Raw genomic sequence first — 15,004 nt, 5'->3', positions numbered from 1 at the left:
TCAAGTCGACACGCTTTTCGTCGACTTGACCCAACCCCTCTGGTGTGGCTCGCTCGGACGCGACTCGTGACGGGACCCACCCCACCAACGCAACCCAAAACGCAACCGGCAGCCGCCCAAAGCAACAGGCGTGCCATCAACCCGAGAGCGGCGCGGGTGGGTCTTTGATCAGATTGGCGGGGTCTGGGGCAGAGCTCCCAGAACGCAACCGGAACACAAGCACGGCACGCGCCCACCTACGAACACGAAACAGGCAGCCGCCAACCCAACCGGGGGACGGCCACGCAAGGTACGCGCCCGCCGGAACGGCGGCCCTCAGTACAAAGCCGAAGCCAAGTTCCGCCGTGCCGCAGCAACCCGAGGATCATCGGCAGGGAACAACTCGAACAGCCCAACCAGATGCTGCCGAACCCGATCCCGATCCTCCCCGTACACACGACGCACGGTGTCGACCAGCCGCTTGAAGGCCTCGTCGACCTGCTGCAACGCCACCTGCGCGTCGGCAGCGGCGAGCTGGGCGTCGATGTCCTCCAAAGCCCCGTCGGCCTTGGCGATCACAGCAGGATCCACACCCTCGGCCCGCTCGGCGAACCGGGCCTGGGCCAGCCCTTCCTTCGCCAGCTCGTTGGCGGGCTCGGAAGCGAGGATCTCCGAGTAGTAGCCCTGGGCGGACGCGTAGTCACCGCGCTCGAAGGCCTCCTCGGCGGCGACGATCCGCGGGTCCTCGATGATCTCTTCCTCGGCGATCGGGGCCCCGGCTCGAGCCTCGCCGGCCCGAATGCCTGGCAGCCGATCCCGCAATGCGTCCAGCAACCGCGAAACCCAAGCCGAAAGCTCGGCGTCGTCGATCGGCCCGGCGAACGCGTCGATGGGCTGACCAGCGGCAACGGCCACAGTGGTCGGCACGGACTGAACCCCGAACGCCTGCCCGATCCGAGGCGCCTGCTCCAGGTCGACCCGCGCGAGAATCCACGAGCCGCCAGAGCCAGTGGCCAGCCGAGTCAGCGACGCGGCCAGCTGCTGCGACTCGGGCGAGTAGGAGGCACCCAGCAGGACCACAACGGGCACCTGCAGGGACTGCTCGACCACGGCCTGGAACGAGGCCTCGGTGACGTCCACGATCCAAGGCGCGGATCCGTTGTCAGCCGGAGCACCCCCGGCGGAAGCGGCGGGCGTGGCCGCGGCCTGGCGGGCGGCGTCGGCTCGGGCCTTCAGGGCGCCGAGGTCGACGGCGCCGGAGAGAGCGGCGGACAGTGCGGCGGTCTTGCGAGGATCAGGCCTTGTCACGTGTTCCATCCTGGCACGGCTAGTTCCCGGACCGGGTCCAGGGCCATCGGGTTGACGCGCATCGCCTCGTTGGCCGAAGCGATGCGTACTGCAAGCGGTGTCATCAGGTCGATGAACCGCGACGTACGACTAGCACCCAACGCCTCCCACGGCGCGAGAGCGGCAGCATCAGTTGCACGCTCCACCGCGGGCAGGTCGCCGGGAAGGTCACAGCTTTCCCATTCCGCCTCAGTCCAACCACGTGCGGCACGCATGTATGCCGGATCGAGGGAATGCTCTCGCGCGTAAAGCGCAAGCGCTTGGCAAGGTCCCACCCCATGCGCGACGAGAGCTGCCACGTGGCCGTCACCGCGAGCCTCGCGCAAGATCGTGCAGGCGTGCCACAAAGCCAAATGAGGCTCAGAGGGCCACGGCAACGCCCGGTTCGCAGCAGCCAACGGGCGCCCGGCCACGTCAACCGCCTCAGCAGCCTCACGCGCCAAAGCAGCGGCTTCAAGAATCTCAGGCGTGGAAACGTCACCCAGCAGCCGACGCAAAGCGCCGTCGACACCCTCCAGACGAACACGCAGGAAGTCGGCAGGAGAGGCGACCGCCCACGCATCGGGCAAAGCGCGCGCAACCATGCGTGGGGCGAAGTTGTAGAAGACAGCCGTCACCAGCTCCGGAGGCGCGGCACCCAAGGGCGCCGCGCGCATGCCGAAGTACCCCATCCAGCCGCCCTTGCAGCCCAGCGCGTCGGTGGCGGCGCGGGATTCGGGCGTGAAGTACGTGACGTCGTGGTAAGGCTCGAACCTCAACCACAGCTGTCTCGCGTCCACGCCCGACACGCTAACCCAGTGAACGCCGATGCACGGATCCGCTCACCGTGCCGGCGTAAAGGTTTCGGCCATCCGAGGAGACCAGGAGAGCCTCGACACCGCGTTCCAGATCCGGTCCGCCGAACACCTTCCACGATCGGCCGCCGTCCGAAGACCGCAGCACGCCCTTGCTGGATCCCTCGAAGGAGATCGAGCCCAGGAACAACGTCCCATCAGGTGCGATGGCCACAGCGGAAAGCTGTTCAGCAGAAACCCCGGGCACCTCCGCGAACGAAGCGCCGTCGAACGACACGAACACCGAGTTCTGCCCCACGGCCACCACGTGCCGGGAATCGCGCGGATCCACGAGCACGGAGTTCATCCGTCCCGGCAACACCAGCTTCAACGAAACGCCGGCATCGACCGACCGGTAAAGCCCACCGGCGTCCGCCAGCCAAATGCCGGAAGGATCAGCCGCGATCGTCTTGATCCCGCGCAACGGCGAATGCACCCGCTGCACGAACGACAGCCCACCGTCCAAAGACACGTAGAACGCGTTGATCAGGTACGCGCCCAAGTACACCCGGCCAGGCACAACGGGATCGAAAACGAGAGACCGCGTGTTGCCCGGCATCTCAGCGGTGGTCACCCACGAACGGCCGGAGTCGAGCGAGCGCTCCACGAAGATCGTGTCCTGCGACCCGCGGTACCCGTTCCGCCCGCGCAGCAGCACCCCGTCCCGAGCCGCCAGCGCCCCGATCCGGTTGCCGATCGCGGCAGGCGCCGAGCCGTCGAAGTCCCACTCCTGCGAGGCGACGGGCAGATCCGTCCGATAGGAGCCCTGCATCGTCCCGGCCACCAGCGACTTCCCGGACACCGCCAGCGACAGCACGTGCGCGCCAGGCACCCCGACCCGCTTGAAGTGCTCGTGGTCAGCGGTCCCGTAGACGCCGCCCGAGCCGTAGACCCACTGCCAGTCGGGCATGTCCGGGAAGCTGCCGATCTCGGTGTAGACGTCCACCCGCGACACCGCGTCGGTCCGCTTCCACGTGGCCCCGAGGTCCGTGCTGATGAAGTGCCCGTCCAGCGTCTGCACCTGCACCCAGCCGTTCGCGGTGATCCCCCCGTACAAGATCCACGACGACGTCCACGGCCCGGTGACCGCACGCCACGAAGCCCCGCGATCAACCGAGAGATGCACCCCACCGCTGAACTTCCGCGCCACGACGACATCGCCACGCGACGTGATCTTGTCCGCCGGCACGGAGAACGCCGACCACTTGCCGGACCGCAGCACGTGCACGACCCCACCAGCGGCCACGACCAGATCCGAGCCCACGACCTGCACGTCCTCAGCGGAAGCAGGCGATCCGGGCAGCAACGACCACCCGAGCCCGCCCACCCCGCGATAGACGCCCTCTGCCGACGCCGCGTACGACACACCCGCGGCGCCGAACGCCACGTCCTGCACCTCGGAAGGCGTCCGCAGCGCCACCGAGAACGACAGCCCGCCGTCGACGGACCGCAGCACGGCCCCGGCGCCGCCCCCGCCCTCGTACCCTGCGACCAGCACGCTGTCCGGACGCGACGGATCGGCGGCGACAGCGGCACCCCGCATCTCCGGGAACAACCGGCCCTGCCGCCAGGTGCGGCCGCGGTCGCCGGACCGGAACACCTGCTGGCCCGCGCCCGGCAGCACGTAGGCCACCGACCCCGCGAACGCCAGGTACCCGCCCGCACCGTTGGGACCGATGTTCTCCCACCTGGTGGACGGTCCGGCATGCGCGGATGAAGGAAGTACCGCCAGCAACGCGGCCAGCAGGGTGATCACGAATCTCACGAGATGCGCCTCCGCTCGACTCCAAACGGTCAGCGGCGGAGCACGATCATGGCGTGTCGGAGAGGTGCTCCTCAACCCGTTCGACCTTCGAGCGCAGCTGCCCGGTGTAGCCGGGCCGGATGTCCGCCTTGATCACGAGGGACACCCGCGGGGCGCTGGCCTGCACGACCTCGGTCGCACGCTTGATCACCGCCATCACCTCGTCCCACTCGCCCTCGACCAAGGTGAACATCGCGTTCGTCTCATTGGGCAGCCCGGACTCGCGGACGACCCTGATCGCCTCGGCGACGGCCTTGGCGACGCTTCCCGACGAGTCCGAACCGGACGGAGCGACGCTGAACGCGACAAGCACACGTGCCTCCCTGATGATCCCTGCGTGTACTGACTGGTAGCTTCGGTGCCCATGACACCGCTGCCGTTCGATCCGATCGCCCGCGCGGCCGAGCTGTGGGACGACCGGGTGGGTTCCTCCACGTCGATGGCCGCCGTCACGAGCGTCATGCGTGTCCAGCAAATCATCCAGTCCGCCGTGGACGCAGCCCTCAAGCCGCACGGACTCACGTTCGCGCGCTACGAGGCGTTGGTGCTGCTCTACTTCTCGCGCAAGGGCGCCTTGCCGATGCGCGTCATGGGCGAACGGCTGCAGCTGCACCCCACGAGCGTCACGAACATCGTGGACAGGCTGGAGAGCGACGGCCTGGTCCGCCGCACCCCGCACCCGACCGACCGCCGCACCACGCTGGTGGAGATCACCGACGCCGGTCTGTCCCGCCGTGAAGAGGCGACGAAAGCGGTCGTGGAGGTCAACCTGGGGCTCAAGGGCCTCACCGACCGGCAGACCGAGCAGCTCACGGATCTGCTCGCGAAGGTGCGCCGGGCGAGCGGCGACTTCGAGGACTGAAATCCGGTTGAGCCCGCCGCGATGATGGTCGGGTGGCAGAACGGACGATCATCGCGCTGGTCAGCGCACCCAGCGGGTTCGTTGGCCGCACCAAGAAAGCCATCCCGGTCAAGAGCTTGTGGTGGTCGGACGCCGAGGCGGTGAACGCGGCGCTCGAGCCTCTGCTGCACGTGCCGACGAGCGTCCTCAGGCTGATCTCCGCGACGGGTCGCGAGTCGTGGTGGACCAGCGAGATCACCTACCACGTCGAGGCGCACCGCGAGCCCGAACGCAACCACGTCCGCCGGCACCTCCGCGCCGCCGAGGAACCCGAAGCCGATGCCCCGCGCAGGCAACCCTGGGCACGGCTGGGCGGGCCGGCCGAGCTCGTCGCGTGGGCGGACACCCACGTCGAACGGACCAGGCCGGCGATCCAGGTGAAGACCTGGAACCTGTCGAGCGTGCACCGGCTCCACACCACCGAAGGCATGGTGTGGCTCAAGGCCGTCCCGCCGTTCGTCCAGGACGAGGCGACGGTGATCAGGATGGTCGCCGCGCACGACCCCACGCTCGTGCCGGAGGTGATCGCCTCGGCTCCGCACCGGGTGCTGCTCGGCCACGCGCCCGGCGGCGACTGCTGGCCTGCGAAGCCGGAGCACATCGACCTGATCGTGCCGCGCTGGGTCGCCGTGCAGCACGCACTGGCCGGCGCGCCCCGACTGCGGCCGTCCGCGGTGCCGATGCCGGACTTCGGACTGCCGGACACGGTGGTGCACGGCGACTTCACCCCCGACAACTGGACTGCGAGCGGCATGATCATCGACTGGTCGTTCGCGATGTGGGGCAACCCCGCGCTGGACGTGGGCAGACTGCTGGACTACTGCCCACACCTGTACGGCCACATCGCGAAGGTGTGGAGCGACGCGTGGCTGCGGCACCGCCCGGACAGCCGCCCGCTCGACGCCCTCGACGCCGCCCGTCGCACCTCGCGTCTGCAGAGCGCCGTGACGTATCTGGAGGTGCACGACGAGGCCGAGGACTCCGACCGGATCTACCACTGCGACTCCGCGGCGGACTCACTCCGCGCCGCGCGCAGGCTGGTGAGCACCCCGTGACAGAACGGTCGATCATCGCACTCGTCAGCGGCCCCAACGGGTTCGCGGGCCGTACCGACGCGCTTCCGATCGAGACGCCGGACTGGAACCACGTCGAACCCGTCAACGAGGCCCTGGAAGCACTTCTGGGCGTCCGGACGAGCGTGCTCAGGCTGATCTCCGTCGAGAACGGCAGGATGATGCGCGGTGGCCTGGTCACCTACCACGTCGAGGCGCACGGCGAACCCGACCGCACGAAGCTCCACCCGTCGTGGACGCCCAGCACGAACGCCAGGAACAGGCTGCCGTACGCGCGACTCGGCGGACCGGCGGAGCTGGTCGCGTGGGCCGACGGACAGATCGAGCGCACCGGGCCGGCGGTCCAGGTCCGCACGTGGAACCTCTCGACCATCCACCGGCTGCCCACCGCCACCGGACCTGTGTGGCTGAAGGCGATTCCACCGTTCTTCGCCGACGAGGGCGCGGTGATCGAGATGGTCGCCGCCCACGATCCGACGCTGGTGCCCGCGGTCATCGCATCAGCACCGCAAAGGCTGCTGATGAGCGACGCGCCGGGCGACAAGTGCTGGCCGATCAAGCCCGAGCACGTCGACCTCGTCGTGCCGCGCTGGGTGGCCGTGCAGAACGCGCTGGCCGGCCTGCCGCGGATCCGGCCGACGGCGGTGCCGATGCCGTCGTTCGGCCTGCCGGACACGCTCACGCACGGCGACTTCCACCCCGGCAACTGGCGCTCGGGCGGTCAGATCATCGACTGGTCCGACGCGGCCTGGGGCCACCCGGCGCTCGACGCGTGCCGGGTGCTGGAGTACAGCCCGCCAGAGCTCCAGGACCACATCCGCGAGGTGTGGAGCAGGGCGTGGCTCGCGCACCGTCCGGACAGCGACCCGCTCGGAGCGCTCGACGTCGGCCGCCGCGCGTCACACCTGCACAACGCGGTGAAGTACCAGGAGTTCCTGGACAACATCGAGTCCTCCGAGCGGATCTACCACGAGGGTGACCCGCAGGACGAGCTCAGAGCTGTTCGGGAGCTGCTTCGCTGAGGCGGCCCGTCCGGTTGGCCCAGCGCTCGAAGACCACCGTGCCGAACGGCGGGATGCTGGAGAGCAGGCCGAGCACGAGCGTGCGCGCGTCCCACTTCAGCGGTTCCTTCGCCATCAGCGTGACGAGCACGAAGCCGACGAAGATCAGGCCGTGGATCGGGCCGAAGATCTTGACGCCGATCTCGTTCTGGACCACGACGTACTTGAAGAACATCCCGAGCAGCAGGCCCGCCCAGGAGATCGCCTCGGCGAGCGCGAAGATGCGGAACCGTCCAACCACGGTGGAGAACGTCATGGCTCCCCATCATGAACCGTGACGGGGAGCACACGACGACCGGGCCTGTCCTATTCCTCCCATTTGAAGACGCGACTCGCCAGGAATCCGACTACGAGCGCGAACCCGACGAGAATCGCCGACGGCACCGCCAGAGCCTCGATTCCCTTTCCGCGCACCAGCACGTCGAGCATGCCGTCGTTCATGTGCCGCAACGGGAAGATCTTCGAGACGGTCTGCAGCCACGCCGGCGCCTGGTCCACCGGGAAGAACGTGCCGGACAGGAACGCCATCGGCAGCACGACGATGTTCGCCGCCGCCGAGGCCGCCTCCTCCGTCTTGGCGAACGCGCCGACGAGCATGCCCAGCGCGAAGAACGCGATGGTTCCCAGCAGCAGCAACGGAATCGCCAGCCACCACGACCCGGACAGCTGCAGCCCGAACAGCGGCAGCGACGCGACACCGACGAAGACCGCGCCCTGCACCAGCGCGACGCCCGCGCTGACCAGGATTCGGGACGACAGCACGGAAGTGGCGGACACGGGTGCGAGCCGGATCCGGCGCAGCACCTGCTTTCGCCGCCACGACACCAGAGTCAGCGCGGAACCGAACACCGCCGACACCGCCACACCCCACGACAGGATGCCCGGCGTCAGGTACTGGATCGGCTTCAACGAAGCATCTTCGACCTTCTCCGCCGAGAACGTGAAGGTCGGCGGCCTGCCGGTCGCCGCGAGGTTCGCCTTGTCCACGAACCCGTTGATGATGCCCACCACGGTCGCGGACTTCACCTGGTCGCTCTGCGCGAACCGGACGTCGAGCTGCTGGCCGCGGATGATCAGCGCCGCGGGCAGGTCGCCGTCCTTCACCTTCTGCACGGCGGCGGCCTCGTCGTTGTAGCGCTCCAGCTCCAGCGCACCGCTGTCCCGGAGAGCGCTGACGATCGGGCCGTCGCCGACCACCGCGATCCTGGTCTTGTCCGCGCCGACGTCGCGCAGGATCAGGCCGAAGATCACCAGGAACATCAGCGGGAACAGGAAGGTGAAGAACAGCGTCACCTTGTCCCGGATGAACCCCTTGAACATCGCCAGCGAGAGCGTCTTGAACGCGGTCATGCGCGGTACTCCCGCCCGGTCAGGTTGAGGAAGACGTCTTCGAGGGTGGCCGTGCGGACCTGGAGTCCGTCCAGCGCACCGCGTTCGGCCAACGCGGAGAGCACGGGTGCCGGGCGACGAGTGGAGATCGTCAGCGACACCTCGTCCTCGTGCGCCTCTTCGACACCGTCCAAAGCGGACGCGTCGACGACGGACAGCACGCCCTTCTGCAGCGTCACGTGGGTCGGCGCGTCGAGGCCGCGCACCAGTACCGCGGGCGGGTCCAGGGCGAGGATCCTGCCGGTGTCCATGATGGCCACGCGGTCGCAGAGGATCTCGGCCTCGTCGAGGTAGTGCGTGGTGTAGACGATGGTCTTGCCGCGTTCCTGGATCGCGCGCAGCACGTCCCAGAGGTTGCGCCTTGCTTGTGGATCCAGCGCCGCCGTCGGTTCGTCGAGGAACACGATGTCCGGGTCGTGCACCAGAGCGCACGCGATCGAGAGGCGCTGGCGCTGACCGCCGGAGAGCTTGTTCTCCTGCTCGTTCGCCTTGTCCGCGAGGCCGACCAGCTCCAGCATGTCGGCGGCGGTGCCGGGGCTCACGCCGTAGAGCGAGCCGAACGTCTGCAGCTGCTCCTTGGCGGTCAGCTTGTCGAAGAACGACGTCGCCTGCAGCTGCACGCCGATGCGCGGCAACAGTTTGGTGTTGCGCGGCCACGGGCTTTCGCCGAGCAGCGTGACCTCGCCGCTGTCGGGCTTGCGCAGGCCCTCGACGATCTCCAGGGTGGTGGTCTTCCCCGCGCCGTTCGGCCCGAGGATGCCGAAGAACTCGCCTTCGGCCACGGTGAACGAGACTCCGTCCACCGCCTTAAGGCCGCCGTAGCTCTTGCGGACGTCCCGCACCACGACCGCCGACCGTTCCTCTGTCATGGTCGGACGTTAAGTCAGCGGGGGATGCTTCGCGGTGCGGAACGACGAAAGTCGCTGTGAAGTCGAGACGTTCGTGAATCAGCCACCCGAGACGAGCAGCGGGCTCGCGGTGTAGATGTCGTTGAGCCTGCGCAGCGCCGACGCGAACTGGTCGAAGCGCGCCCGCGGGACAGCGGCGCGCACCTCGCTGATCATCTGCCACAGGTAGCGGTGCTCGGCGGTCTCCATGATCGGCAGCGGCGGGTCGTTGCGGACGTCGCAGGCGAACGCGAGCGCGACCGTGGCGGCCCGCAGGCACGCCGTCGCGAGCGTCACGCAGTCCTCGACGAGCGGGCGGTCGTCCTGGGCGCGCACGACGCCGCTGACCGCGAACCGCACGGCCTGCATCAGCGCGAGGTAGAGGCGCTGGCCGGCCTGGACGCGTTCGTGCGGCAGGTACTCGGTGCCGGGGCCGGGTGTGACGACGGTCATGCCGAGCTGGGGGCGGCGCAGCACGTGGTCGAAGAGCGCGGTCGGCGCCCAGAGCAGGGTGCGCCACGAGTCCTCGCTGATCGAGGTGCCCATGCGCGCCGCGTTCTCCAGCACGTCGAGGTACGCGATGAGGACGCTGGACAGGAACACGCCACCGCGGTCGCCGCCCACCCGCACGATGCCGAAACGGTCGTCGTGGCTCGCGTCACCGGTGCCGTAGCCGGGTTTCCACTCGATGACGTCGCTGCTCGCGAGCACGACGCGGGCGAGCCGCTGGTGCACGGGCGACGCCGAGAGCACCGTGTCGTCCAACCCCATCTGGACGAGCATGGACGCAGCGTGCTGCAAGGACTCACGTCTCTGCGGCACGAGGTCGGGGTGCAAAAGGCGGAACGGTTCCACGTCGCCCCCTCCCCTCCGTTGGTTGTACTCACAATGAACGGCGGGGAGCGGGAAGTCATCCGGATGAACCGCAGCGTTACGTCTCAGTTGGACCGTGCCAGTTCGATTGGGTCAGTTCGATTGGGCCCACGTCACGAGCTGCGCCCGAGTCGAAAGATTCAGAGCTGCTTTCACGTTGTGCACGTGGGACTCCACCGTGCGGTGCGAGATTCCGAGCTTGGCCGCGACCTGCGCGTTCGTCATCCCCTGCGCCACCAGTTCGACGACCATCCGCTGCCGGTCGCTGAGCAGCGCGTGCCGCACGATCTCGTTGTCCAGCGCGGTTTCCACGGCATGTGCGACGTCCATCGCCTCGCCCGCGCTCACCGCTCTGGTGTAGGCCGCGCGGGACAGGGCTTCCCGTGCGAGGCCGAGCACGCCGTCCATCTTCCGCCGCCACAACGGTTGCGGCGGAGCACCCCAGGCCGCCCGCATCTGGTCGCAGGCGGTGAGAAGCCGCACACCGAGCTCGTACCGTCCGCTCAGGATCGCGACCGCGGCACGCCCCTCGACCGACTCCAGCACCGCACGTGGCGTGGTCGCCGACATCCGCACGCTCTCCGCGAACCGCGCGCCCGCCGCGGCCAAATCGCCCTGTTCCAAGGCTATGCAGCCCCACGTGTGCACGGCGGCGGCCACGACGTCCGCCCGCGCGTGTGCTCTCAGCACGGGCAACGCCTGTTCGATCATCTCGCCGGCACCGTCGATCTTGCCCAGGTGGAGCAGGCACCAACCGAGGTTCTGCCGCGACACAGCGACACTCACCTCGTTGCCGTTGCGTACGCCGTGCTCGATCGATTGGCGCAACGCCGATACGGTGTTCGCCACATCGCCCATGCCGTCGTAAGCGCTCGCTAACGTCCGGTAGAGACGGCACATGATCTGGTGCTCACCGTTCGCGAGCCCCGTTTCGACTGCCTCGGCCGCGTACTTGACGGCCTCTTCGTACCGTTCCTCGTGTTCAGCCAAAAGAGACGCGTACTCCAGCGCGAGGATCCGGTAGCGCGCGTCGGCCGACGTCTGGTCCAGCACCTGCATCAGCACCGCGCCCGCCTCGGCGAAGTAGCCGCGGTCGAAGCACACTCTCAGCAGCATCGTGGCGAGCATCAGCCGCCGTTCGTCGCGCGATGCCACCAGATGGGCGAACGCGTACGCCACGTTGTCGTACTCCTGGTGCTGCGCCTTGATCTGCTCGGCCGCGAGGATCGACGACGACACCCCCGGCTCGCCCTTCTCGCAGAGCCACTCGATGATCCGTTCGGCGGTGACGTCGTACTCGTCTTGCTCTCTCAGACGTTCCTCCGCGTAGAGGCGCACCGATTCGAGCATTCGGAAGCGGCCGTCGTTCTCCCGCACCACCAACGACTTCGCCTGCAACGCGCCGAGCAGGCCGATCACCGGACCGCCCTGCACCACCTGCGCGATCTCCAGCCCGAACCCGCCCGGCAGCAGCGCGAGCCTGCGGAACAGCGCTTTCTCGTGCGCGGTCAGCAGGTCGTGGCTCCACGCGATGGCCGCTCTGAGGCTCTGGTGCCGGCTCTGCTCGTCCGCGTCACTCAGCAGGTCGAGGCGCTGGTCGAGGTGGCCGGCGAGGTCGGCGAGCGGCACGGACCTGGAGAGCTTCGCCGCGAGCTCCACCGCGAGCGGCACGCCGTCCAGTCTGGCGCAGATGGCCGTGATCGCGTCCTGGTCGCCTTCTTCTCCCGCGCGTTCGGTGAAGAGTTCCGCGGCGTCCTCGTCCATGCCGTGCACCGGGTAGACGGCTTCGCCGATGGCTCGCAGCGCCTCCCTGCTGGTGGCGAGGATCTGCACACTTGGACAGCGCTGCAGCAGCGCGTCCACGACATCGCAGCACTCTTCGACGAGGTGCTCGCAGTTGTCGACGAGCAGCAGAATCCGGCGGTTCTGCAGTTCCTGGAGCAGCGTCGTTCTCAGTGCGACACCCGCGTGCTGGTACACCCCAACGGCTTCCGCGAACGCCTGCACGACCTGCTCGGGGCGGCTCAGCTTGCCCAGCTCGACCGTGCGCACCTCGGTGCGCCTGGTTCTTCTCGCGAGCTCGACCGCCAGCCGCGTCTTGCCGACCCCGGCCGATCCCGTGAGCGTGAGCATCCTGTGCTTGCGCAGCAACGAAAGCAGCTCCGCGAGCTCCTGTTCCCTGCCGACGAACGCGTCGGCGTAACCGGGCAGCTCGGCGACCACAGTGGACGTACCGGCGGACCGCTGACGATAGGCACGCTGACGGCACGCGTTCGAGCAGTACCGCGCCCGCGACGGCAGGGGCGCGAATTCCGTGCCACAGCTCGCGCAGGTGCCCATTGCACGAGCCTACGACCGTTTCAGCGTCTCAATTGGAAAGTGTGTGAAGGTCGACCTCGAGAGTGGTGCCGTTCAGGAGCTCCGCGAGCTCGATGCGGTCTTTGGCCTTGTTGAGCCACCCACTCCTGATCCGCCCCACCACCTGCGTCTTCGTGGTGTCCGCGGCCTCGGCCTTGATCACGACGTCCCTGCCGTTCTCCAGGTGGATGACCGCTTTCTTGAACTTCGGCGCGTGTGGCACGAACTCGCCAGTTCCCGGCACCGCGGGATACATCCCGAGCGCGCTGAACACGTACCAGGCGGACATCGTGCCGAGGTCGTCGTTGCCCGTGACACCGGCGGGCCCGTTGACGAACAACGTCTGCGCGGCCCTGACGACCACACTTGTCTTCTCGGGCTTGCCGATCAGCGCGTAAATCCACGGGGCGTGCAGGTCGGGTTCGTTGTTCGGGTTGTACCTGAACTGGTTGTAGTAGTCGTACGGCCCGACCACCCACTTCTCCCGGACCGTTCGTTTCGGGTCGATGAGCAGATCCTGGTACGCGAAGAAGTCGTCGAGCCGGGCTTCCGCGGCCGCTTTGCCACCCAGCGCGGTGATGAGCCAGCCGACGTCGTGCTGGGTCAGCCACTGGTACTGCCAGGCCGTCCCCTCGTGGAACCCGTCGGGCCCCTGCGGCGTGAACGGCGTGAGCCAGCTGCCGTTCTGCATCTTCGGCCGAGGGAACCCGGTGAAACCCCTGTCCGTGACGCTGTTGTCCCAGAGCGCCCTGTGGTTCTGCCCGCGCTTCTTCAGGCGCTCGGCGTCCTCTTTGTGGTTCAGTGCCTCGGCCATGATCGCGAGCGTGGCGTCGGCCAGCGAGTACTCGAGAGTCGCCGACGCGCCGTGGTGCGGGTCGGTGTCCTGCCCCTTCTTGGGAAAGTTCTTGTCGTACTGCACGAAGCCGTTCGTGAGGTAGCTCGGGTTGCCGGACCGGCCCTGGAAACGCGAGCTCTGCGGCGGAATGCCGTCGACGTTCTGCAGCAGCGCTTGGTACGCCTGCTCTTCCAGACCCTTGAGGTGCCCGAACCGCCACAGGTCGACCAGGAACGGCGTGACCGGATCACCGGTCATGCAGTTGGTCTCCTGGTTGGCGTAGGCCCAGCGCGGCAGCCAGCCCCCTTGCTCGTGGATCTTGAGGATGCTCTGCGCGATGTCCTTGGAACGTTGGGTCCTGAGCAGCGCGAGGAGCTGGTTGTGGGCCCGGTACGTGTCCCACAGCGAGTAGAACTCGTAGTAGGTCCAGTTGTTCGCTTGGTGGATCTGGTTGTCGAAGCCGCGGTACCTGCCGTCGTGGTCGCTGCCCGTCAACGGCTGCAGCAGCACGTGGTAGAGCGCGGTGTAGAAGACCGCCCGCTCGTCCCAGTCCTCGGTTTCGATCTCGATGCAGCCGAGCTCTTTCCGCCACGCTTCCTGGGCTTCGTTGCGGATGTCGTCGAAGGACTTGTTCTGCGTTTCCTGGGTCAGGTTGTTCGTGGCGCCTTGTTGGTCCACTTGGGACAGTGCGGTGTACGCGGTTATTGGACCTGGTTCGAACGTCACCCACGCGCCTCTGAGCCCGGCGCCGCCCGCGGATTCCCTTTGGTTCGGCCTGTTTCCTGACGGCCCCCAGGTGCCGAACTCCCGGAAAGGCCGGTCGAACCGGGTGGTGAAGTAGGTGATGTACGGCCTGCCACCGCAGAACGCCTGCGTCTCCACGGTTCCGCTGATCGTCCGGTCGTCGAGGATGCGGACACTGCTGGCGCTGACCGGCTCGTGGTCGTTGGCTTGGCCGACGTTGACGAGCAGCGTGCCCCTGGCCCCGCTCGGGAACGTGTACCGCTCGACGCCGGCACGCGTGGTCGCGGTGCACTCGACGGTGATGTCGCGATCGAGCCGGACCTTGTAGTAGCCGGGCTTGCCGATCTCGCCGTCGTGCGTGTACTTCGTGGCGTACCGCTTGTGGTCGAACGTGGTCGGCAGCGGGCCCGTGATGGGCAGGATCGGTACTAGACCGCCCTGTTCCCAGCACCCTGCGCCGGACAGGAAGAAGTGGCCGAACCCGCGGATCATCGGGTCGTCGTAGCGGTAGCCCGCGTAGTGCGCACCCATGGGACTGGAGTGGGCTTTGCCGAAGGGCATGGACGCGCCGGGGAACGTGTTGCCCTCGTCCTTTGTGCCGATGAACGTGTTTACCGACTCAATGGGATCCAGTGCGTCCACACGCTCCACCCTAGTTGGGAATCTGGACGTTGTCGGGGTGGCGGAGTGGTCCGGTTGGGTGGTTGCTGGGGGCAGTTCGGTCCGGGTGCGGGTCGGTTTGGGGTGGCTGGTGACGGTTCCAGCGGGGTTGGTCGCGTTTGGTGGTTGGGTTGCGTTCCAGCGTGGGCACGTGGGTTGGGACGAGCTTTGGTTTCGTCATCGCCGCTTCGCGACGATTGCGATTGGGGCTTGACTTCGGGTCCCTTGCGAGGCGCTTTGTCGGGCGGAAAAGGTCGGAT

The 15,004-nt window shown here is 67.9% G+C and carries 13 protein-coding genes; 3 read left to right on the top strand and 10 right to left on the bottom strand.

Annotation, left to right across the window (positions count from 1 at the left end):
- Window positions 1-315: 315 nt before the first annotated feature.
- The 4 genes from AB0M24_RS47645 to AB0M24_RS47630 are packed head-to-tail and all read right to left on the bottom strand — an operon-like array spanning window position 316 to window position 4,276.
- On the bottom strand, window positions 316-1,296 hold the full coding sequence (locus tag AB0M24_RS47645) for a tetratricopeptide repeat protein (RefSeq protein WP_363781835.1): 981 nt from the start codon (window positions 1,294-1,296) through the stop codon (window positions 316-318).
- Window positions 1,284-2,105: a hypothetical protein gene (locus AB0M24_RS47640; RefSeq protein ID WP_363781833.1), complete on the bottom strand. Its 822-nt coding sequence runs from the start codon at window positions 2,103-2,105 to the stop codon at window positions 1,284-1,286. The genes AB0M24_RS47645 and AB0M24_RS47640 overlap by 13 nt, the downstream gene beginning before the upstream one ends.
- Before the next feature lie 10 nt (window positions 2,106-2,115).
- On the bottom strand, window positions 2,116-3,915 hold the full coding sequence (locus AB0M24_RS47635) for a hypothetical protein (RefSeq protein ID WP_363781831.1): 1,800 nt from the start codon (window positions 3,913-3,915) through the stop codon (window positions 2,116-2,118).
- Window positions 3,916-3,970: 55 nt separating this feature from the next.
- Complete coding sequence (locus tag AB0M24_RS47630) at window positions 3,971-4,276, bottom strand: MTH1187 family thiamine-binding protein (RefSeq protein ID WP_363781829.1); 306 nt, start codon at window positions 4,274-4,276, stop codon at window positions 3,971-3,973.
- A 51-nt stretch (window positions 4,277-4,327) separates the two neighbouring features.
- Here AB0M24_RS47630 and AB0M24_RS47625 point away from each other — a divergent pair, with 51 nt between their 5' ends.
- The 3 genes from AB0M24_RS47625 to AB0M24_RS47615 are packed head-to-tail and all read left to right on the top strand — an operon-like array spanning window position 4,328 to window position 6,959.
- Entirely contained in the window at window positions 4,328-4,825 is a 498-nt protein-coding gene (locus AB0M24_RS47625; RefSeq protein WP_363781827.1) for a MarR family transcriptional regulator, read from the top strand.
- Window positions 4,826-4,857: 32 nt separating this feature from the next.
- Complete coding sequence (locus AB0M24_RS47620) at window positions 4,858-5,919, top strand: phosphotransferase (protein WP_363781825.1); 1,062 nt, start codon at window positions 4,858-4,860, stop codon at window positions 5,917-5,919.
- A complete protein-coding gene (locus AB0M24_RS47615; protein WP_363781823.1) occupies window positions 5,916-6,959 on the top strand; it encodes a phosphotransferase in 1,044 nt (347 codons plus the stop codon). The genes AB0M24_RS47620 and AB0M24_RS47615 overlap by 4 nt, the downstream gene beginning before the upstream one ends.
- Here AB0M24_RS47615 and AB0M24_RS47610 read toward each other — a convergent pair.
- From AB0M24_RS47610 to AB0M24_RS47585, 6 genes are all read right to left on the bottom strand, one after another.
- Complete coding sequence (locus AB0M24_RS47610; protein WP_363781821.1) at window positions 6,931-7,254, bottom strand: DUF3817 domain-containing protein; 324 nt, start codon at window positions 7,252-7,254, stop codon at window positions 6,931-6,933. The two genes, AB0M24_RS47615 and AB0M24_RS47610, sit on opposite strands and share 29 nt — an antisense overlap.
- A 50-nt stretch (window positions 7,255-7,304) precedes the next feature.
- Window positions 7,305-8,348 carry an ABC transporter permease gene (locus AB0M24_RS47605; RefSeq protein ID WP_363781819.1) on the bottom strand — a complete coding sequence of 348 codons (1,044 nt, stop codon included), beginning with the start codon at window positions 8,346-8,348 and terminating at the stop codon, window positions 7,305-7,307.
- Window positions 8,345-9,256: an ABC transporter ATP-binding protein gene (locus AB0M24_RS47600; protein WP_363781817.1), complete on the bottom strand. Its 912-nt coding sequence runs from the start codon at window positions 9,254-9,256 to the stop codon at window positions 8,345-8,347. The genes AB0M24_RS47605 and AB0M24_RS47600 overlap by 4 nt, the downstream gene beginning before the upstream one ends.
- A 78-nt stretch (window positions 9,257-9,334) precedes the next feature.
- Window positions 9,335-10,057, bottom strand: coding sequence for a hypothetical protein (locus AB0M24_RS47595; protein ID WP_363781815.1), 723 nt, complete (start codon window positions 10,055-10,057; stop codon window positions 9,335-9,337).
- 183 nt (window positions 10,058-10,240) lie between these two features.
- Window positions 10,241-12,487 (bottom strand): LuxR C-terminal-related transcriptional regulator, encoded by a 2,247-nt coding sequence (locus AB0M24_RS47590; RefSeq protein ID WP_363781813.1) that lies wholly within the window; start codon window positions 12,485-12,487, stop codon window positions 10,241-10,243.
- Between the two features lie 28 nt (window positions 12,488-12,515).
- Window positions 12,516-14,726, bottom strand: coding sequence for a GH92 family glycosyl hydrolase (locus AB0M24_RS47585; RefSeq protein ID WP_363781811.1), 2,211 nt, complete (start codon window positions 14,724-14,726; stop codon window positions 12,516-12,518).
- Between the last annotated feature and the right edge of the window lie 278 nt (window positions 14,727-15,004).

The sequence above is a fragment of the Lentzea sp. NPDC051838 genome (assembly GCF_040681245.1).
In the GTDB taxonomy this organism is placed as follows: Bacteria; Actinomycetota; Actinomycetes; order Mycobacteriales; family Pseudonocardiaceae; genus Lentzea.
This window is presented reverse-complemented; position numbering and strand designations above follow the sequence as displayed.

Excerpts from the sequence above, each read along its gene's own strand:
- AB0M24_RS47645 (WP_363781835.1), bottom strand. The coding sequence starts at position 1,296 with ATGGAACACGTGACAAGGCCTGATCCTCGCAAGACCGCCGCACTGTCC.
- AB0M24_RS47625 (WP_363781827.1), top strand. The coding sequence starts at position 4,328 with ATGACACCGCTGCCGTTCGATCCGATCGCCCGCGCGGCCGAGCTGTGG.
- AB0M24_RS47610 (WP_363781821.1), bottom strand. The coding sequence starts at position 7,254 with ATGACGTTCTCCACCGTGGTTGGACGGTTCCGCATCTTCGCGCTCGCC.
- AB0M24_RS47605 (WP_363781819.1), bottom strand. The coding sequence starts at position 8,348 with ATGACCGCGTTCAAGACGCTCTCGCTGGCGATGTTCAAGGGGTTCATC.
- AB0M24_RS47600 (WP_363781817.1), bottom strand. The coding sequence starts at position 9,256 with ATGACAGAGGAACGGTCGGCGGTCGTGGTGCGGGACGTCCGCAAGAGC.
- AB0M24_RS47595 (WP_363781815.1), bottom strand. The coding sequence starts at position 10,057 with ATGCTCGTCCAGATGGGGTTGGACGACACGGTGCTCTCGGCGTCGCCC.
- AB0M24_RS47590 (WP_363781813.1), bottom strand. The coding sequence starts at position 12,487 with ATGGGCACCTGCGCGAGCTGTGGCACGGAATTCGCGCCCCTGCCGTCG.